Below are 21187 nucleotides of genomic sequence, written 5' to 3'. Positions count from 1 at the left end.
ATGAAAATGAAAAAATTAAATCAAATATTCAACTACAAATTAGAGATATTTAACCCAAAAAAGAACACAGAAAAGATTAAAAAACTATTAAAAAGACTAAAAAACGAATTTTTAGAAAAAATAAACAATTGGGAAAAATATAAACCAATAAGGGGTAAAATAGAAGACTTCTTCAAATTATGCAAAGATGGACTCAACATGAGAGAATATACACAAATATACACATGATTCAGTAAAAAGAACCGTATATTTAAATGTATTTTTAGCAGGGCTCATCACATTACAAGGCTACACTACAAAAACAGCCCTACAAAAGCTTGCAGAAATGTAAAAAATCTAGGACCCTAAAAATAGTGTAAAAATAATTTAATAGAAAATAAAATTAGAAAATAGTGTAAAAATAATTTAATAGAAAATAAAATTAGGAAAAATAAGAGAAAATAAGTAAAAAAAGAATTAGAAAAATTTTTTAATCTAAATTTTACATGCTGAGTGCAATGGAAAGTTGGAGTTAAAATTGTTTACCTAATTCATAAGCTTCTTTTAATTTGTCTTCTTGTTCTTCTGCAACGATACCTGCAGGACCAGCAGTACCAGCATCAACATGACCAATAACTTCATAACCCATAAAAGTAAATGGAGAGAATTTAGTTAATTCAATATAGTCTTTGTAAGTTCCTTCAGCTTGGTTTTCAGTGAAAATAAGAGCTGCTTTACCACTTAAGCTTTTATCTGGATTTTGCCCGATTGCATAGAAACGGTCAATAATAGTTTTAGCCTGTGAAGTCATTTGACCGTAGTAAATAGGACTTGCAAAGATTACACCATCAGCTGCAACTAATTCATTAATGATTTTATTACCATCATCCTCACGTACACAATCTGGGTTTTCTGCACAGAATAAACATGCTTTACATGATGCTATATCCTCTTTTTCAAGGTAGTGTTTTACTACTTCATGACCATTTTCTTCTGCACCTTTAATCATTTCATCCATTAATACGTCACAATTTCCACCAATACGTGGACTTCCTTGTAATGCAATAATTTTCATTTTCTTTCCTCCCAAAAATATTTAAACTAATTTAATAATTTAAATGAAATCAATTCATTAAATAATCTATTTTACAAATTATATAAAGCTTTTTTAGTTAAATAAGTTAATCTATTAATTCAGTTCAGATTAAAAATAATTAATTATCCTAAGCAAGCTTTAAAGCACTTAGAAATAAACACTACAAATCCCAAGCAAGCTTTAAAGCACTTACAAATAAACACTACAAATCCCAAGCAAGCTTTAAAGCACTTACAAATAAACACTACAAATCCCAAGCAAGCTTTAAAGCATTTTCAATAGCTTCTGAAGTTTTTATTAAATCTTCTTCACTGTGAGCTCCTGAGATAAAATTACATTCAAACTGGCTTGGTGGTATAAATACACCATTCTTTAATAAGTCCCTAAAGTATACTAAGAATCTTTTTACATCAGATCTTTTAGCAATTTCATAATTTAAAACAGTATCTGGATTGAAATAAATTTGGAACATTGAAGATAAACCTACAACTTGTAAATCTAATTTTAAATCTTCAACAATATCTGAAATATTATTTCTTAATAAATCTCCTTTTCTAGATAATTCTCCATAAAATGGATAATCTAATTTCTTTAAAGTAGAAAGTCCTGCTTGGATTGAAATAGGGTTTCCACTAAATGTACCTGCTTGATAAACTGGACCATTAGGTGCAATTAATTCCATAATCTCTTTTCTACCAGCATAAGCTCCAATTGGAAATCCTCCACCTAAAACTTTAGCAAAGGTTACTAAATCTGGTTTTATACCATAATATTCTTGAGCACCACCATGAGATAGTCTAAAACCAGTGATTACCTCATCAAAGATTAAAACTATGCCATTTTCTTCTGTAATTTCTCTTAAGAATTTTAAGTATTTAACTGTAGGTTCTACACAGCCAATATTACCCATAACCGGTTCTACAATGATACAAGCTATGTTTTCTCCTTCTTCTTTAATCAGTTGTGTTAATGCCTCCACATCATTAAACGGAACAGAAAGAGTATTTTGAGTTGTAGATTCTGGAATACCTGCAGAATCAGGCAAACATGCTGCACCAGAACCTGATTTTACAAGTACATAATCATGAGCTCCATGATAAGCTCCTTCAAATTTAACTATTTTATTTTTACCTGTAAAACCTCTTGCAAGTCTAATAGCTGCCATAGTAGCTTCAGTACCTGAGTTTACAAAACGAACCATTTCAGCACAAGGAACTCTATCAATTACCTCTTGAGCTAATTTAAGTTCATTTTCACTTGGAGCACCATAGGCAGTTCCTATTTGCATCTGATTATATACATCATTCATTACATCTTCATCACTATGACCTAATAATATAGGCCCATAAGCTAAACAATGATCAACATAATCATTTCCATCAATATCTAGAATATGAGAACCCTTTGCTTCTTTTACAAAGAAAGGATATGGTTCAAAAGCACGTACTGGAGAGTTAACTCCTCCAGGAATGATATTTTTACTTATTTTGAATAATTCTTCTGAATTCATGTTAATAATTCCTTATAAGTTTAATTCATTAATATTTTAATCAATAATTTTTAAAATCAATGATTTAATTATTTATAAAATTGATATAATATATTTTATTTATTTTAATTAATAGTTATTTCTATTTTAATAAAAAATTAATATTATAAAAAATATAATGTTTTTTAATTTAAAAAAAAATAAAACAATAATTAAATAGATTTTTAAAAGGATGATAAAATGGATTTATTAGAGATAATGCTTAAAAGAAGAAGTTTAAGAAAATATAAAGATGAAGAAATTCCTAAAGAAAAATTAAACAAAATCTTACAAGCAGGTTTACTTGCTCCAACAAGTAGAAATAGGAAGCCTTGTAGTTTTTTAATAGTTGATAAAAAAGAAGTTTTAGAAAAATTATCCGAATCTAAACAATCTAGTTCTAAATTTTTAAAAAATGCAAATAAAGCTATTGTTGTTGTAGCAAATACACTTGTATCAGACACTTGGATAGAAGATTCATCAATTGCACTAGCATTTATGCATTTAATGGCTACAGAACAATATATTGGAAGTTGTTGGGTTCAAATTCATTTAAGAAAATCTAAAAGTAATGAATCTTCTGAAGATTATGTTCGTAAAGTTTTAGGAATTGATGATTACTTTAGAATAGTTGGAATTTTAGCTTTAGGAGTTCCATTTCATGAAGTACAAGCACATAAAATAGAAGATATTGATAAAGAAAAAGTACATTATCTCCGTTAAATAATAAAAAAAGAATAAAAATAGATAAAAACTATAAAAAAGAATAAAAATAGATAAAAACTATAAAAAAGAATAAAAATAGATAAAAACTATAAAAAAATAAAAAAATTAGATAAAAAACTATCGTAATAGCAAAATTTCCAACCAGTTAAGAGATTTGACTAAGGTTTTTTTAAAGCTTGCTTTAAAAGTCGGGATTATTGCTCGATTATTTGCTCATCAATAGCCATACCAAAATGTCTTGCACTATCGTCAATAAATCCTTTAACTTTCATTCCTTTCTTTAAAGCTGAAACAGAAATTGGTTCATTATTTTCATCAACTAATCTTATGGTTTCTGCATTTTGAACTAATGATTTAATTTTCATATCTTCGTATTCTGCTTCAATTAAAAGTAAAGGTCTTTTTTCTATTTTAGATCTACCGACAATAGATTTTTTAGTTTTACCTTCATCATCAATGATTAATACTTCATCACCAGTTTCAAGTTCTGATAGATAACGTGTTTTATTGCCTGGAACCATAACATAAGCTTGAACAGGACCTGCATTGACTCTAAATGGTCTTGATGCAACATATTCACTTTCTAGACTTTCACTATGAATAAAGAACATTGCTTTTGAATAAGATCCTATTAACATACCTTCTCCAGGTTTCATCATAGTAGTTGTGTCAATACAAACCCTATCTCCTGAGCCAACAGGTTCTACCTTTGTAATTGTTAAATCTTTTAATTCATAGCTTTCTGTTGAAAGTTTATCGATTAAATTAGCCATGTCTTTAATTTGTGCAAAGTCTTTTGGTTCAAATATTACTCCATCGGTACCTACTTCTAACGTTTCCATAGCTACTTTTGCCTCATTTGTATTAGCTGCAGCAGCTATAAGTTTAACATTTTCTTTTTGTAAGTCAGCAATAATATTTTCAAGAGGAATAATTGTCCAGTCTGTTCCAACAAGGATTATATAATCAACAACTTTCCCTAAAACCACTGCTAATTGTTCATGTAATTTATCACTAATCAATATATAGGCACAGACAGTTTTTCCACTATTTTTTGCTTCAGTTGCTTTTGATAGGTCTACTGATTCATTTAAATTGTCCTTAAGTTCAAGAGTTCCATCTCCTTCACCACCTATACCAACTAAATATATATCAGCATCTTCTTCATTAGAAATGATTTTAAAGTTTCCTACCTTTCTAATGTTTTCACTATCTTCTAAATCAAGAACATAGTCAATTCCTGATTCAAGTGCTATTGTGATTAATTCTTTTTTATCATCCCAATTTGCTTTTGGGGAAATAATCCAAGCGAATTTATTTGGCAAATTTAATCTCCTTAATTTTGTATTTATCGTTAACTAAACTTTAGTAATACTATCTTTAAATAATAAATATAATTTATTCAATCATCAAGGATTTTTAAAGCTTCTTCAACATCTAAATCTTTGTGAACGACTTCTGAAATAGCTTTTGTAATTTTTCCAGGGTTTTTAGCTTGGAAAAGGTTTCTTCCAAATGCAACACCTGCTCCTCCAACTTCAAGAGAATCTCTTACCATTTCTAAAAGTTCCCTATCGGTTTCTACTTTTGGCCCTCCTGCAATAACTACAGGTACCAATGCACCTTCTACAACTTCCCTAAAGCTGTCCGGATCACCAGTATAATTAGTTTTAACAATATCAACACCAAATTCAGAACCTACACGTGCTGCATGTTTTACCATTTCCACATCATGCTCATTTTCTACCTTTTGTCCTCTTGGGTACATCATTGCAAGAAGTGGAATTCCCCAGTAACTACAAGCTTCAGAGATTTCTCCAAGTTCCATTAGCATTTCAGGTTCAGTTTCAGAACCAATGTTTACATGTACAGATACTGCATCTGCACCTAATTGAATTGCTTTTTCTACACTTGTTACAGTTACTTTATTGTTTGGATCTGGGCTTAGTGAAGTACTTGCTGATAAGTGTACAATAAGACCTATATCTTTGCCATATCCTCTATGTCCTCTTCCAACAATACCTTTGTGCATTAATATTGCATTTGCTCCACCTTGGGAGATACTTTCAACAGTTTCGTCCATATTAATTATTCCTTTAATTGGACCACTTGATACGCCATGGTCCATAGGAGCAATTACTGTTCTTCCAGTTTTTCTATTGAAAATTCTCTCTAAACGAATTCTTTTTCCTATTTCTGTCATAAGATTAGTCTCCTAAAATATTTTAATTATAAATTTTTTTTAATTATAAATTGTATTTATGAATTATTTAATTAATTAATATAATTTTTAATCTATAACTCTCTATTTAATCTATAGATATCTATTTAATCTATGGCTCTCTGTTTAATCTATGATTCTCTATTCAAAATTAAGTAATTATTAAATAATATTTTGCAGAAATATAAATAAATTTATTATTTTTATCTAAATTATCAAAATTGACTAATTAATAAAATAATAACTTGTGCATTATTGCAATTTATAAATAATATATTATATTATTCAATATAATTTATATATTTTTGTTTAAAATCCATCCCCCATAATATCTAATAATTAGTTTTAAAAATTTATTTTAATAAAGACTTAAAAAATATAGAAAAATTCTATTAAAATTTAATAATAATTTTTAGATATCAATCTACATTTTTATACATTATTGTATTTTTAAATACAATATTAATTATATTATTTTTAGTATATAAATCTTTTTAATGAATGGAAAATTAAAATATAGATTCTTTTAATGAATGGAAAATTAAAATTAAAATATTAACCCCCTTTAGTTATTTTTAAATAATTGTATTAATAAAGAAGAAAATGATGATAAAAAAAACTAATTCCGGATTTTATGATTATAATCGTTTAGGAGACCTTTTATTTATTTTTCATAAAAATCATAAAAACTATCTAAACAATGCATTGGCAAAGTATGATTTAAATTTGATTCAAGTATTATGTATGCTTAAAATTTATAATGAAGAGAATTTAAACCAAAAGGATTTATCTGATAGTTTTTATATTACAAAGGGAGCTATTACTAAAGCTATTAAGAAATTAGAAGCCAATAAAATCATTATTAAAGAACAGTCTAAAATAGATAAAAGACATAATTTCTTAAGATTATCTAAAAAAGGTAAAGAATTAATTCCAGTTATCGAAGAGATAAATAATAAATGGGAAGAAAAAATGGGTTTAGATGATTTAGATGATGAATTTTTTAAAACCTTTATCGATTTAGCATTTAAATCTACTGAATTAAATGATTATGAACAATAATCACAAGCTATTTTTAAAATTGATTAATATTCAGATTGCCATATGCTTTTTTAAAAATATTCATTTTATTAAGAATTATTTAAAAAATTTTAAATATTTTAAATTAAATAATAGTATACAAGTAAACTATATTTTCTCATCAATTTTATTAAATTTTCTCTAAAAAGAAAATATAAATAAAAAACAGTTTTTAAAGTTTTATTTGCTAAAAATATAGTTTATAAAGACTAATGGTGGTTTAAATGAATATTAAAAAAGTAGTAGTAGCTGGTGGAGGAGTATTAGGTAGTCAAATTGCTTATCAATCTGCTTTTTGTGGTTTTGATGTAACAGTTTGGCTAAGAAGTGAAGGTTCAATTGAAAGAGCAAAGCCAAAATTCGAAAGACTAAGAAACATCTATCTTAACACACTTGAGGCAATGAAAAGCGATAAATCTGCATATTGCAGAGGATTTACAGACAAAGCTGACCTTAGTGATGAAGAAATTGATGCATTAAAAGAAAAAGCTCAAAGAGCTTTTGACAGCTTAAGCTTAACAACAAGCTATGAAGAAGCAGCAGATGATGCAGACCTTGTTATTGAAGCGATTGCAGAAGATCCTAATCAAAAAATCCCATTCTATGAAGAATTAGCAAAACATCTTCCAGAAAAAACAATTGTTGTAACTAACTCATCTACTTTACTCCCAAGTCAATTTGCAGAATACACAGGTAGACCTGAAAAGTATCTTGCATTACACTTTGCAAATAATATCTGGGCTCAAAATACTGGGGAAGTTATGGGACATCCAGGAACAAAACAAGAGTACTTCGATGCAATAGTCCAATTTGCAAAAGATATTAATATGGTTCCTTTAAAAGTACTTAAAGAACAACCAGGATATATTTTAAATTCCTTACTTGTTCCATTCTTATCTGCAGGTCAAGCTTTATGGGCAAATGAAGTAGCAGACCCTGAAACAATTGATTTAACTTGGAGACTTGCTACAGGTGCACCAAATGGACCATTCCAAATTTTAGATGTGGTCGGACTTATAACTGCATATAATATTGTAATTATGGATCCCAGATCAGCTGACCCTGAAACAACCCAAGGAAAAATAGCTCTAAAACTTAAAGAAAAAATAGATGCCGGTGAAACTGGTATCAATGCAGGAAAAGGATTCTACAATTACAAATAACTTAATCCCTAATCAATGCAAGAAAAGGATTCTACAATTATAAATAATTTAATCCTTAATTTAAATATTTTTTCATTATTCTTTTTTTATTTTTTTATTATTAGACTAAATTTTATTTTTTTTTAGTTTTTTAAATCTTTTAAGTTAATAATTTTTTTATTTGAATTTATTGTTATAAAAGAAAAAATATGATTATTTATTAAACTGTACTAAATTTTCTAATTTAAATGTTAATATTGATTTTTTTTAAATTAATAATTTGACAAAATAAAAATAAAAATAAAAAAAATAAAAATATATTCATATAAATTTATTTTTAACTAAACATTAACCAGATTAAATAAAAAAATAATAAACTAAAAAGAAAGATTTATAAACATTCTCTTATAGATATAATATTAGTGATATTATATCAAAAGACTTTATACGAAAATACAATATTTTAGGAGACATAATATGATTGTAAGTGTAATAGGTGGAACTGGCCCACAAGGTTTGGGAATTGCTCTTAGATTAGCAATAGAAGGCGTAGAAGTTATTGTTGGTTCCCGTAAAGAAGAAAAAGCATTGACTGTTGTTGAAGAAGCAAAAGAAAAATATTCTGACTACAACTTATCTAATATGTGTGGTATGGCTAACGAAGATGCAGCAAAAGAAGGGGACATTTTAATCCTTACTGTACCTCTTGCAGCACAAAAGCCAACTATAGAAGGAATTAAGGAATTCTGTACTGATAAAATTGTTTTAGATGCAACTGTACCATTAGAAACTGCAATTGGTGGAAAACCATTCCGATTCATCGACTTGATGGAAGGATCTGCAGCAGAAAGAACCGCAAGTATCCTTGATGGAACTGGAGCAAAAGTTATTTGTGCATTCTGTAACATTAGTAATTCCCACTTATCTAACATTCCAGAAGAGATTGAATGTGATTGTTTAATTGCAGGAGATGACAAAGAAGCAAAAGAAACTGCAGCAGAACTTATTAACAAAATCCCTGGCATAAGAACCATTGATACTGGAATTTTAGAAAAAGCAAGAATTATTGAAAAAATCACCCCATTGCTAATTGGATTAAACATTAAATACAGATCCCATTACGGTGGACTTAGAATTACTGGAATTCCAAAATTAGATGAATAAAAAAATAAAAACACATCAAAATTTAATTATTCTATTTTTATAGAATAATTTTTTTCTCTTTTTTTAAATAAATAAAAACCATTATATAACAATAGAATAAAAATAATCAAAAAGTTTATTATTTTTAGCTTAGAAAATTTAATCAAAATAATGAATTTTTAATAAAAGTAGAATAAGTTCTTAAATAAGAAATTTAAAGGAGACTTTTTATGAGCTTTATTGTAGTTATGGCAAGACTTTATCCTAAAGAAGGAACAGAAGAAAATATAATTCCTCTTGCAGAATCATTAGTAGAAGAAACTCTTAAAGAAGAAGGAAACATTGATTATACATTCTTAAAATCAGTAAAAGATAGTACATTCATCTTTCTAGAAGAATGGAAAAGTGTAGAAGCTTTAAGTAAACACCTGGCTTCACCACATTTCAAATTATTCTCAAAAGAATCTGCAGATTATGTTGAAGATATGGAAATTAAAGTTCTCTCAGCTGAAGAGCTGAATTTATATGAATAGATTAAATCATTATTAAAATTTTTAACATTTAATGGGACTGTAAAATTTTATAGGCTTAAATTTATTTTTAATTATTTATTTATAAATAAATAATAAATTTTTATTTTTAAACCTAAAACTTTTGACAACCTTCTTTTAATTAGATAAGTTATTTTACTTATCTGAATACTCTTTTTTAATATTAATAATTTTTAATCAAAAAATTCAATAATCTAATAATTCCAATACTAGACTATCGATGAAATTAAGTTATTAGATAAATTTTATTAAACCCTTTTTTTAAAATAATATTATGAATATTATAAAAAATCTACCCTTAGCAATTACTGGTTTAATATTAGCTATTTTTTCACTAGGAAAAATATTTACTGATTTTAGTAATGTATTTTTCATTATAGGAACTACATTAGTATTTTTAATAATATTAAAACTTGTTTTATATTTTAATAGATTTTATAACGAACTAAATAATCTAATTGCCTTAAGTACATTTGGTACATTTTCAATGACTCTAATGCTTTTTAGTACATATTTAAAACCATTATTTTTACCAATATCTCAAAATATTGCCTTAGGAATATGGATTTTAGGAATAATAATCCATCTATTAATTCTTATAGTTTTTAGTAAAAATTATGTTTTAAATAATTTCAATGTAGAAAATGTATTTGCTAGTTGGTGGATTGTTTATATTGGAATAACAATGGCTGCAATAACAGCACCTGCATTTAACTTATCACAATATGGATTTATCTTCTTTGGAATTGGTTTTATATTGATGATACCAACGCTCATTTTAGTCGCATATAGATACATTAAGTTTAATCAGATAGAGGATAAAAATAAACCATTCATTTGTATTTACACTGCACTTTTCTCAATCCTTATTGTTGGATACGTGAACTCATTAACAATTAATAGTATTTTCTTATGTATTACCTACATATGTGCATGTATTTTTTATATTTTTTCAATTTATCAAGCAATAAAATTCATATTTATAGAAAAAATGCAATTCTTTCCAAGTTTCTCAGCATTTACATTTCCATTTGTTATAAGTACAATAGCTACAGGTGAAATTTATAAATTCTTTGGATTAAGTATTTTAAACTATTTATTTTATATTCAAGCCATTATATCATTGATTTTAGTAATATTAGTATCCTATAAATACTTGAAATTTTTAATAAAAGCACAATATGAAAGGTGTTAAAATGAATATAATTTTTAAAAGAAAAAGTATTAGAAAATTTTTAGATAAAGAAATTGAAGATGAAAAGATTATAAGACTTTTAAAAGCAGGAATGCAAGCACCTTCTGCAATCAATTCACAACCTTGGGAATTTTTAGTAGTTAAAAATAAAGAGGGAATCAAAAAAATAGAAAATATGAGCTTATACTCTAAACCTGCAAAAACATCTGCTTGCTGTATTATTACCTTATTTAACAAAGAATACACAGATAAATTTGAAGATTACAAATGGATACAACAAGATATGGGAGCTTGTAGTCAAAATATATTGCTACAAGCAGTAGAAGAAGATCTTGGTGCAGTATGGCTTGGAACGTATCCTGATGAAGAGAGAGTGAATTATTTAAAAGAAAACTTCAATATTCCAGAAAATGTCTATCCTTACTCTGTTATTGTTTTAGGTTATCCAACAGAAGATTATCATGGAAAAAACAGGTTTAAAGAAGATAGAATCCATTATGAATCATACTAATACTATTTAAAATAGCTAAAATTTATTAAAAAATCATGATAATACTATTTAAAATAGATAGAATTTATTAAAAATCCTATTAAGTCATTTTATAATTCAAATACTTTAATATCCTCATAGATTGGTCCTTGGGGACTTAAAGTACTCTTTTTTAAAGAAATCTTATATACACTCATTTCTCCAATTTCAATATCTTCTAATTTTTCAATTGTATCTTGGATTTCTTTTTTATTTTTAGGGCTTTTTACTCTTCCAATAGTTAAATGAGAAATAAAATTTCTTTCTTTTTTAAATCCCAATTTTCTAAACTCATTATCAAGATCTTTTTGTAAGTCTTTTATTGGAGAGCCATCTTCTAAACCTAACCAAAGTACTTTAATTAGATTTTTATTAGGAAAACAACCACATTTTTTAATATTTAAATCAAAGGAAGAATAATTGTTAATGACTTTCGCAACTACAGTGTTAATATTATCAACCATAGCCAAATCTATATTTCCAAAGAATTTTAAAGTAAAATGCATATTTCCAGAAGGAACATACTTTATATTGGCATTAGTCTTTTTAAACTCCTTTTGAACATCTAATATTTTAGGAACTAAACTCTTATCAAGTTCAATAGCTAAAAAGCTTCTAATAGTTTCAGATTCTTTCATTTTCATATTATCTTAAATCCCAAATCATCATCTTTTAATGTATTGGCCCGGATTCAAAAAGTCATCTAAACTGTTTAAATAATCAAAGGCTAATTCTTCACTATTTTTATTAGAAATATTATAATCAAACTGACTATCTAAGTCATTTAAAAATTCATCAATTTCAAGAAGAATATAATCATTACAAATAGCTTCTTTTATATTCTTTCCAACCTTGATTATATGTATATTTTCTAAATTAAGTATATGAATTATAAAGTCTTTTGCTGTTTTAAATTGTCTCTCACGTCTAAGAACCATAAAATCATCTAAAGGATATAGGAGGTCACCCCATTTAAGTTTGAAATTATCATATGCCTTCTTAGGCCAAACTTTAGGACCTTTGTGAATATAGTATTTTCCTTGCTTAAAGACATTGAGTTCTATGGTGAAGATAACAGATTTCTCTTCATCAGTCCAATAATCATATTTAAATACAGAAAACTCAGACATATCTAGTTTTTCACAAATTGAATCAACTGTTTTAATTAATTGCGGATGAAGAGCATCAGCAGACATTTCTGGAATAGGGAATTTAACTACCAAAGTTTGAGTTTCTCTATCTTTAAATAAATCTACAATATATTTAGCTATTTCTTCATTAGATCTATTTAATAAGTGCTCTTTTTGAAGGGGTTTAAAGAATTTAATGAGCTTTTCCATCCTTTCATCATCAGATAATTCATCATCAACAATAGCTATAAAGTTTCTTGAGGCTACTATAAAATCAACCATTCTATCTAATCTTAAAGCAGCACCAACGTTTCTATTTTTATCAGTAGGATCAATGAAAACAAGAGAATCATCTTTGAAGATTTTATTATTAGCTGTTTTAAAGTCTTCTAAATCTAGCATAGTATGAAATCTCCAATATTGGGCCTTTCTTAAAGTATTTTCAAAAGTCCCATATTTTAAAATAAGTAATTCACATAAATAACCTGCAAATCCCCCTGTTTTAAATTCAGAACCATAAGTGCCAATAGCATCCATAAACCTTTTAAGTAATAGAACTTCATCTTCTTGTTTTTTGCTTAAATTCTTTTTTATATATTCAGTATGTAAAATAGTTCTGTCAACTGCAGATATGATTGAATCTCCTTCATTTATTTTATAACAAGGAACTATATCTACCTCAAAACAATCAATATCACAAGTTAAATAAGGATGAGATGCATAATGCTCACTAGCTTTACCATTTAAAGCATTGCTAGTTTTATAAGCTAATTCCATACCAGTTTCTTTAAGAAAATCTATATCTGTATCAGTAGGAAAACTAATAAAAATATCTATATCAGACTTACCACTTAACCAAGTATTTTTAGCAACTGAACCTACAGCCTTAGCCTCAGCATTAATTCCTTCATCTTTGCAAGTTTTATTAATGAAATTTATTACTTTCTTAGTTGTTTTATTAACTGCATCAATTTCCTCTTGACTTGGTTTTAAATCTTTTAAAATAAGTTCATAATTCATTGTTTAGTTCCCTATAGTTTTTCTTAAAATCATAATGTCATCTTAAATAATTATATTATAATTTTTATTAGTTTTATAATTTTAGAATTTAGATTTATTTTAAATTAGTAAATAATATATTTAAAAAATACAACTTAAAAAATAGCCTATTTAAAAAATATAACTTAGATAGGTTTTAAAAAAATAGCCTATTTAAAAAATATAACTTAGATAGGTTTTAAAAAAAATAACTAAAATAAGCTATTTAAAAAATATAATTTAAATAGATTTTAAAAAAATAACTAGAAATAGGTTTAGTTAAAAAAAGGAATAAATCTATTTACTTTTTTAGAATATTGTACATATTCATCACCATATTTCTTGAGTAACCATCTTTCTTCTGTTTTTATCATAGCAATAGTTAAGGCCAACCAATAAATTATTGGTAGAAAGAATAGAGCAATATTCTGTGAAATTAATATTAATCCAGTTGAAATAAAAAGAAATGCAGAGTATATGGGATGTCTTACATATGAGTAAACTCCACTTGTAACTAGATTATTATTTATAATTTGTTGAGATATTCTTGAATTAACAACTGCAAGTAACCATAAAATAATCCCCATTATAACTAAAATGATTCCTAATAGAAAAAATAAAATATTTAATTCTTTAATTTGATATAAAGGAATAATTTCATAGTAAGAAAATACCAATGATAAAATACTTATTAAAATTATTGGAATGATTATAAAAGGACCTACTCCTAAAATAGGTAAATGTTCTTCATTTTTCATAATAATAAATAGTTGTTCTATAAATATAAATTTTTTGGTATGCCTAAAAATTTTTTATCAAATGACTTAAAACAGAACAGAAAAAAATAATAAAAAATAGTTAAAGAAAAAATAAAAATTAAAAAGAAAAAATCTATTAAAATTAATAAATCACTAATTATTCACTTTTTTAAAAAGAAAAAAATCTATTAAAATTAATAAATCACTAATTATTCACTTTTTTTAGCAAATTTACCTAAGAAATTAACTGCCTTACCTACTTTAGCTCTGTCATGATACTCTGCAGTTGCTGAAAATAGTGCATCTCCACTTGAGTTAAGAGCTGTTTCAGCAGAGTCTTGAATTACACCAATAATAAATCCAACAGCAATAGCTTGCATAGAAATATCTGCAGGTATTCCAAATAAGGAACATGCCATTGGAATAAGCAATAAAGAACCTCCAGCTACCCCAGAAGATCCCGCTGCAGCTAATGTGGAAATTACACACAAAACAATAGTTGTAGGTAAATCCACAGCAATCCCCAACGTATGACATACTGCTAAAGTCATAATTGTAATAGTGATAGCTGCTCCTTCCATGTTAATTGTAGCTCCAAGTGGAATACTAATTGAATAGAAGTCCTTATCAAGACCCAACTTTTCACAAAGGCCCATATTAACTGGAATATTCGCAGCAGAACTCCGTGTAAAGAATGCAGTAATACCACTTTCTTTTAAACAAGTAAAAACAAGTGGATAGGGATTACGCCTTAATGCAATCGCTACAATAAGAGGATCTGTAATTAAAGCTACTGTTGCAATACAAGCAACAAGCAGTAAAATTAATTGACCATATTGAATAAAAATACTTAAGCCACTTTCAGATACAGCACTAAATACAAGGGACATAATACCAATAGGAGCAAATTGAATAATTCCTCTTACAATCATACTGATTGCATCAGCACAGTCAGAAAGGAGATTTTTTGTATTGCTACTTGCAACTTTCTTTAAACAAATACCAAATACAATTGCCCAGAATAAAATTCCCAGATAATCTCCTTGGGATAATGACAATAAAGGATTTGTAAAAATATTTAGAAGCATATTACTTATAACTTCACCTAATCCGCTAGGAGCTATAATTTCATCAGCTTGTTTAAGGTGCATTGTAACTGGGAATAAAAAACTTCCAGTTACTGCAACCATAGCAGATAAGAATGTTGAAAAAATATATAAAATAATAACAGTTCTAAATCGTCTACCAATTCCTTCTCCAGCCTTAGATAAAGCTGAAGCTACTAATACAAAAACAAGAATAGGAGCAATAGCTTTTAAAGCACTTACAAATAATTTACCTGGAAGTCCAAGCATATCAATTTGTGGAATAGTAAGCCCTAAAATAACTCCAATAATTAAACCAATAAGTATTTTTAATATTAGACTTGATTCAGTCCATTTTTTAATAAAATTATTCATAAAATTCCTCTAAAAAATCATGAAAATAATTATACTACTAATTTTTTAATTATCTATTTTTTATATAATTAATAAAAATCAACAATTTAATAAATAACTTAATATGTTATGAACCATATTAACACTTAATGAAATGAATCTATAAAAAACTTATTATAATTAAATAGATTTAGGGATTATAAAAAAGAAAAACTAGAAAAAATAAATAAAAATGAAATTAAGATAATAAATAAGATAATATTATTTAATTAATAAATAATGTTCTTTTACAAGATGTATAATTTTTTTAGCTTCTTCTGCTTGTGCTCTAGGAACTTTAAATTCTATTGGCACATTTACAGATCCACCTTCCACAAGAACAACAGGATTATTATCTACACCAATTTTAATATCTACATCCATATCAAGAGTTCCTGCAGTTTCAAAAGCAATAGTTTTAATAGTTTTTTTAGGGAAAAACTTAGTTTCTACCTTACTGCCACTTAAACCTTGAACATCTACAACATAAATACCCAAGTTTGTTAAGACAATAGAATCTCTTAAGAAATGGAAAGATTGAATAATTTCTTCACCAGGAAAGAGAAACTCTTCTACAGTACTAGTGTCCCCACCAATTTCAGCATGACCTACAACTTTATCAAATAAACCCATAATTCCACCTATATTGATTAAATGATTAATAATGATTATCTAACATTTAATAATTAATGTTTTTAAGTAAATCAATTAATTACTAAAAAAAACTATTTATTATTTATTTTATTTATATTTTGTTATACTTGATTTTTAAGAAAAACTATTAACAAAAATAGAATTTAAAAAATATAAAATATATCACTGAAAAAAATAGAAAAGATAAAAAAATTTTAGTTATAATGAAAGAATAAGCTCATCACAACTTAGTATCCTTATAGAAAATATGCAAGTAATTAATAAGCCTAAAAAGGGTTATTATTTGTCTATATCCACATAATATGCTATTCAATTAGATTTACCCACCTATAAATGCCACCATTTCCATATGTTAACAAGTTTTAAATTTTCATTTTTTAAAAATCGTGTAATATCTTTGTAATAATATATAAAGTTTTCTATTATAAGCATTACAAATTAAAAAAAATATTAAAAAATAAAATTATAATAAGATAGTAAATTAATTTATTTTCAATGAATTAATAAAATAGGTTATTTTAAAGAAATAATTATATAAAATAAATTTTTTTAAATAATATTAACTTATGATAATTTTTATAAAAATATAATAACTATAAATTAATATTACAAAATAATTAGAAAATAATTAGAAAATAGCTACAGAATAAAATAAAAAAATAAGAAAAAATAAAAGTAGAATATTAAGATATTTTTTCAACTTTTATAGGGCCATCATTTTCTGTATAGTACATTATATAGGTTCCAGGTTCCATTCCTTCATTTTGGCCTGTTTCATTTTCTGAAACAGTAAATATTTGTTTATGTAGAATATCCCCTGAATCGGTGATATTTGAACTTGAATTAGTATCATTTAATTTACCACCATCAGAAACATTATCATTAATTGAATCTTGTGAGATTATTATTGTACCATTTGTTGAATTATTACTGATATTTAAATCGGTATCATTACCAGTAGGAACAAAATTCAAAGCAAGAAAACCAATAATGATTATAGCTATTAATGCTAGAATAAGGCTAATTATAAGTTTTTTATCCATATTGAACCTCCTTTAATATAAATTAATAGAATTAATAAAAATAATAAATTTTAATTAAATTTATTAATGATTAAAAATTACTATATACTGAAATAATTAGTTCTCAGCAATATTTTCATCTTTTCTTTCATATACAAACTTAGGTACAGCATATTTAAAAGGGTCAAATGTTTCTGGGTTTTTAACCTCAACACATTTCATACTAACTTTAGAGTGAAGAGAACTTGGAAGTCTTAAGATTCTCTTTAAATCTATTGTAACCTTTGCATCTATGGTTGCTAAGTTAACTCTTGCCATAGCATTAACCATATCTTTATATCTTCTTGGCCCAATGTTCTTTTTAAATGAACCCCAATCATCTTCATAAAGATAATTCTTATATTTTACTAAATCCTTTAATAAACGGTTATTTATACCATCTAATTCTTCATCTCCTCTTAAATGAAGAATATTGTATTTCACTTTTTCAGTGAAAATAGCTGGATAAGCTATAGGAATAGAAAAATGCTCAAAATTATAAGGTTTTCCACCTGGAACAATATTGGGATATTGTGCTTTTGGAACTTCAGCTCCTGCTACATATTTTAATACTTCTCCCCTTAATTCACTATTTGCTTCCATCATAATAGGATCAAGTATTCTTATGTGGAATCCTCTTCCAGAATAAATAATATGAATATCTTTAAGGCCCAAATCACCTTTTAAATCATCTAAGATAGCATTTACTCTCTCAAGAGCTTCACCTAAACATATCTCACAAACTCCATCACAATTACATGAACGGATAGGTAAATCTTTTGCATCAATATCAAATACATATTCTGCTTTTTCCCATCCCCCACGTTTGTGAGGATTTGCATAAAATGATACAGATATGTATGCTGCAAATGGAGCTTTATATCTTAAAAATCTCTTAAGAGTATCTGTACCTTTAAAAACTTTATATCTATCATTAGGACCATGACCTAAATGGTCAAATCCAAATTCTCTTTTAGTGATTCCATTTGAGATAAAATCAGGTAAGTCCTTTTCAGACCATTCCTCCCTATAATATCTTCTCCTTTCTTGAATAGTAGATGTTCCAAACATAAAATCACCATAATAAAAATTATAATTTTTAAAGAATATCTTAAAGGCTATCTTAAAGAATATCTTAAAGAATATCTTAAAGAATATCTTAAAGAATATCTTAAAGAATATTTTAAAGGCTATCTTAAAGAATATAATAAATTTTAAAAAAAATAATTTTTAATTTTAAGAATTTTTATTGATTAAATAAAGTTTTTAATATAATTAAATAAATATTATTATATGTAAAAATATTTATGATTTATATAATACTTAAAACTTATTATAATTGAAAAATAGCTATAAACAGAGCAAAAATGAGGAATAAAATGCTAAGTGAAGAGGAGATTAGAAGGCTTTTTGAAAGTTTAAGTATAAGGGAAATTATAGAACCTGCATTAGATAATTGGATTGCCTATGAATCAACTGGTAAAACAATTATTAACTTAAAAACAGGTAAAATTCAAGGAATCAGATTAAATAACAACGAATTACTTGATATGAGCTATGATAGTGAACATATTGAACTTTATAAAATTGAACAAGAAGAAGACTTATTTGATATAGAAGACTTATTAGATAGTGAAGAGTATGAAAAATTTCTTGATTTTAAATTAGAAAAAGAAGAAGATGAATATTTTGATTCATATAATCCAGAATTATTCAGCGAATTTTGTAATATTGAATCAATTGATGAAAAAGAAAGGCAATTAAAAATTTTAATTGAAAATTATGAAGAGTATCGCTTTAGCAATTATCAAGACTTTGAACATTCCATAATCTTAAAATACTATGATGAAGAGGATTATACATACTAAAATAAAAAAAAAAAAAAATAATCAAAATCATGAAGAGGATTATACATACTAAAATAAAAATAAAAATAAAAAAATAATCAAGATCATTAAAAAAAAACTTATAAATAGGAAATGGTAGAAAATAATAAAATTTTAAAAATAATTTAAAAAACAGACTAATCAGCAGAATCTTCACTTGAAGCTTTTTTAGAGGATAATTCTCCATTTTTAGCAATTATCCATTTTTTTCTTGAATAATAACTCAATGGATTATTAATCTTAGCACAATCCTTATTTTCTCTACAAAGTTGTGGAAGATGCATTTTGATCTTTTCACAACTCATTGGAGTATACCATTTTGTTTCACCTTCATTTTCAAGATTTACTTCATCATGCATTCCAAAGCCTAATTTTGAAATAATATTTATCTTTTCTTGAGGTTGATCTTCAAATAAAGGAGGGTTACAGTTATCTGCAGCTTCATAAATGAGGGGCAAAATCTCATTTAAAGTTATATTTAAATTTGTATCAATATCTGAAACCTTTACCGTTCTATCTGATGCAAATATACCTGGATATAGCCTTGCATAAGATACAAAAGAGGTTAAAAGCAGTACAATCGCATCATTTCTTCCACCAGAGGAAACACCCTCAACAGTATTTGCAATACATGGAGGAAAAGCTTCTTTAATAAGCTTACCAATTTCCATATTGCCATAAGTTCCACCACTAGCATAAAAAGTACTATAGCGAGCTAGAGTTTCTGTAATAGTTTCATCTAGCATTTCACCTAATTCAACAATAGCCGGATGCATTTCAACCATGCTTAATTGGTCTTGAATAGATTTAATATAATTTTCAGTATTCTGCATCAATAATTTAGTTAAAATCAATTCTCTAAGATTATCCCCGATTAAAATATCGTAAACTCTCTCAGGAGACCTATCACTAAATTTATCATCAAATGTATTAACAAATTCTTCCCTATCTAAAACTATTTCTCCATTTTCTAATACCAAATCAGTTAAAGATAATTTTTTAGTAGCTATTAAATCCTTTAAAAAAGACCATTTAATTCCATCTTGAATAAGTAGATCACTTAGAATTTCTTCTACAAGCTCTTTTCTATCGGATAATGGAAGTTTAGTTAATCTATCCTCAATCATCAATCCTTGAGACTCAACAAATAATTTTACCTCACGAGAACCTGGCCTAAATTTATTTGCAATAGCTTGAGCCAGTATATGAAAAGCTATTGTATCATATTCTGCAATAGCTTCATTAAAAAAGTAGCTATAATCATTTGGATTGAATTCTTTATTATTTTTACGTTCAATATACCATTTAATACGGTTAATAGCTAAATCTACAATGGTTTCAGGAACAACATCTTGATTAGAAATAGTTTGACGATTAGTATGAATAACAATATTCATTAAGTCATTATTATCTAAGGAAATCTCTTCAAGACCTCCAAGAGTTCTAACAATGCCTCTTCCTTCCTCAGATAATGGATTTAAATATGAAACTAAAACCATGTTCTTACTCCTAATAACCACTTCAAAAGCCATATAGTAAAATAATGTTTATAATACTTTATTTTAATTTTAAAAAAAAATGGTATTTTTATATATTATAGTATAATTCAATACATTTAAATAATTTTTTATAAATTTTAAAATATTTTTAGCCTTGTAGAAACCTTTTTTAAAAGATTTGTACATGCCTGTAGAAATTATATAAAACATCTTTTAGCTTGGTTTCTTTATTACGTAATTTATCGTTGCGTGAAAAGTTTATACCTGAAAATATTTGCTTTATAACAAAAATTACACTTTCAACATTCATTCTTCTAGAATAGATCTTAGGTCTGAAAATTGTTGAACTATTTAAACGATAATGACCATTTTTGGCTCTTGTTTTAAGTGGTATTTGCTCAAAAGCTAAAGTTTCTTCATTAATACATTTTCTTATTTCTTCAGAATCATAAGCTCTGTCTGCTAAGAAATAATGAGGTTGATATTTCTTTGT

The 21187-nt window shown here is 26.3% G+C and carries 21 protein-coding genes and 1 pseudogene; 9 read left to right on the top strand and 13 right to left on the bottom strand.

Annotated elements, in window-relative coordinates:
* A pseudogene (locus BM020_RS09655) lies at positions 1-331 on the top strand (IS5/IS1182 family transposase); the annotation flags it as partial.
* 180 nt (positions 332-511) lie between these two features.
* Here BM020_RS09655 and BM020_RS08530 read toward each other — a convergent pair.
* Both BM020_RS08530 and hemL read right to left on the bottom strand, forming a co-directional pair.
* Positions 512-1054 carry a flavodoxin family protein gene (locus tag BM020_RS08530; RefSeq protein WP_067146066.1) on the bottom strand — a complete coding sequence of 181 codons (543 nt, stop codon included), beginning with the start codon at positions 1052-1054 and terminating at the stop codon, positions 512-514.
* 265 nt (positions 1055-1319) lie between these two features.
* The gene (gene hemL, locus BM020_RS08525) at positions 1320-2585 is read right to left on the bottom strand and encodes a glutamate-1-semialdehyde 2,1-aminomutase (RefSeq protein WP_067146064.1); all 1266 of its coding nucleotides are present in this window, start codon (positions 2583-2585) and stop codon (positions 1320-1322) included.
* Positions 2586-2804: 219 nt separating this feature from the next.
* Between hemL and BM020_RS08520 the strand changes: the two genes are divergently transcribed.
* Positions 2805-3326, top strand: a complete 522-nt coding sequence (locus tag BM020_RS08520; RefSeq protein ID WP_074798884.1) for a nitroreductase family protein — start codon at positions 2805-2807, stop codon at positions 3324-3326.
* A 197-nt stretch (positions 3327-3523) separates the two neighbouring features.
* Here the strand turns inward: BM020_RS08520 and BM020_RS08515 are convergent, their stop codons facing one another.
* Both BM020_RS08515 and BM020_RS08510 read right to left on the bottom strand, forming a co-directional pair.
* Positions 3524-4654: a 3-dehydroquinate synthase II gene (locus BM020_RS08515; RefSeq protein ID WP_074798883.1), complete on the bottom strand. Its 1131-nt coding sequence runs from the start codon at positions 4652-4654 to the stop codon at positions 3524-3526.
* A gap of 77 nt (positions 4655-4731) precedes the next feature.
* Positions 4732-5532 carry a 2-amino-3,7-dideoxy-D-threo-hept-6-ulosonate synthase gene (locus BM020_RS08510; protein ID WP_067146060.1) on the bottom strand — a complete coding sequence of 267 codons (801 nt, stop codon included), beginning with the start codon at positions 5530-5532 and terminating at the stop codon, positions 4732-4734.
* A 624-nt stretch (positions 5533-6156) separates the two neighbouring features.
* Between BM020_RS08510 and BM020_RS08505 the strand changes: the two genes are divergently transcribed.
* From BM020_RS08505 to BM020_RS08480, 6 genes are all read left to right on the top strand, one after another.
* Positions 6157-6612 carry a MarR family winged helix-turn-helix transcriptional regulator gene (locus BM020_RS08505; RefSeq protein ID WP_067146058.1) on the top strand — a complete coding sequence of 152 codons (456 nt, stop codon included), beginning with the start codon at positions 6157-6159 and terminating at the stop codon, positions 6610-6612.
* 242 nt (positions 6613-6854) lie between these two features.
* Positions 6855-7793 carry a 3-hydroxyacyl-CoA dehydrogenase gene (locus tag BM020_RS08500; RefSeq protein ID WP_067146056.1) on the top strand — a complete coding sequence of 313 codons (939 nt, stop codon included), beginning with the start codon at positions 6855-6857 and terminating at the stop codon, positions 7791-7793.
* A 456-nt stretch (positions 7794-8249) separates the two neighbouring features.
* Positions 8250-8936 (top strand): NADPH-dependent F420 reductase, encoded by a 687-nt coding sequence (gene npdG, locus BM020_RS08495; RefSeq protein ID WP_067146054.1) that lies wholly within the window; start codon positions 8250-8252, stop codon positions 8934-8936.
* Positions 8937-9145: 209 nt separating this feature from the next.
* The gene (locus BM020_RS08490; RefSeq protein ID WP_067146052.1) at positions 9146-9448 is read left to right on the top strand and encodes a putative quinol monooxygenase; all 303 of its coding nucleotides are present in this window, start codon (positions 9146-9148) and stop codon (positions 9446-9448) included.
* A 292-nt stretch (positions 9449-9740) separates the two neighbouring features.
* Complete coding sequence (locus BM020_RS08485) at positions 9741-10661, top strand: SLAC1 family transporter (RefSeq protein WP_074798882.1); 921 nt, start codon at positions 9741-9743, stop codon at positions 10659-10661.
* A 1-nt stretch (position 10662) separates the two neighbouring features.
* Positions 10663-11172, top strand: a complete 510-nt coding sequence (locus BM020_RS08480) for a nitroreductase family protein (RefSeq protein WP_067146043.1) — start codon at positions 10663-10665, stop codon at positions 11170-11172.
* Positions 11173-11261: 89 nt separating this feature from the next.
* Here BM020_RS08480 and thpR read toward each other — a convergent pair whose 3' ends face one another.
* The 7 genes from thpR to priS form a co-directional block, all read right to left on the bottom strand.
* The gene (gene thpR / locus BM020_RS08475) at positions 11262-11834 is read right to left on the bottom strand and encodes an RNA 2',3'-cyclic phosphodiesterase (RefSeq protein WP_143743988.1); all 573 of its coding nucleotides are present in this window, start codon (positions 11832-11834) and stop codon (positions 11262-11264) included.
* A 21-nt stretch (positions 11835-11855) separates the two neighbouring features.
* Positions 11856-13340, bottom strand: coding sequence for a CCA tRNA nucleotidyltransferase (gene cca, locus BM020_RS08470; RefSeq protein WP_074798881.1), 1485 nt, complete (start codon positions 13338-13340; stop codon positions 11856-11858).
* Between the two features lie 293 nt (positions 13341-13633).
* Entirely contained in the window at positions 13634-14116 is a 483-nt protein-coding gene (locus tag BM020_RS08465; protein WP_067146040.1) for a methyltransferase family protein, read from the bottom strand.
* A 209-nt stretch (positions 14117-14325) separates the two neighbouring features.
* Complete coding sequence (sstT, locus tag BM020_RS08460) at positions 14326-15576, bottom strand: serine/threonine transporter SstT (RefSeq protein ID WP_067146038.1); 1251 nt, start codon at positions 15574-15576, stop codon at positions 14326-14328.
* Between the two features lie 240 nt (positions 15577-15816).
* Entirely contained in the window at positions 15817-16227 is a 411-nt protein-coding gene (locus BM020_RS08455) for a PH domain-containing protein (RefSeq protein ID WP_067146036.1), read from the bottom strand.
* A 704-nt stretch (positions 16228-16931) separates the two neighbouring features.
* Positions 16932-17291 (bottom strand): hypothetical protein, encoded by a 360-nt coding sequence (locus tag BM020_RS08450; RefSeq protein WP_074798880.1) that lies wholly within the window; start codon positions 17289-17291, stop codon positions 16932-16934.
* Positions 17292-17387: 96 nt separating this feature from the next.
* Positions 17388-18380, bottom strand: a complete 993-nt coding sequence (priS, locus tag BM020_RS08445) for a DNA primase catalytic subunit PriS (protein ID WP_074798879.1) — start codon at positions 18378-18380, stop codon at positions 17388-17390.
* A 296-nt stretch (positions 18381-18676) separates the two neighbouring features.
* On the opposite strand from priS, the gene BM020_RS08440 reads away from it, so the two are divergent.
* A complete protein-coding gene (locus tag BM020_RS08440; protein WP_143743987.1) occupies positions 18677-19177 on the top strand; it encodes a hypothetical protein in 501 nt (166 codons plus the stop codon).
* A gap of 155 nt (positions 19178-19332) precedes the next feature.
* Here BM020_RS08440 and priL read toward each other — a convergent pair whose 3' ends face one another.
* Both priL and BM020_RS09650 read right to left on the bottom strand, forming a co-directional pair.
* Positions 19333-20694, bottom strand: a complete 1362-nt coding sequence (priL, locus tag BM020_RS08435) for a DNA primase large subunit PriL (protein WP_074798877.1) — start codon at positions 20692-20694, stop codon at positions 19333-19335.
* 169 nt (positions 20695-20863) lie between these two features.
* The coding region (locus BM020_RS09650; protein WP_327037168.1) for a transposase at positions 20864-21187 on the bottom strand (324 nt) is incomplete at its 5' end.

The sequence above is a fragment of the Methanobrevibacter olleyae genome, from assembly GCF_900114585.1.
Lineage (GTDB): Archaea > Methanobacteriota > Methanobacteria > Methanobacteriales > Methanobacteriaceae > Methanobrevibacter > Methanobrevibacter olleyae.
The sequence above is the reverse complement of the archived record's forward strand: the minus strand, read 5'-3'. Positions and strand labels throughout refer to the sequence as shown.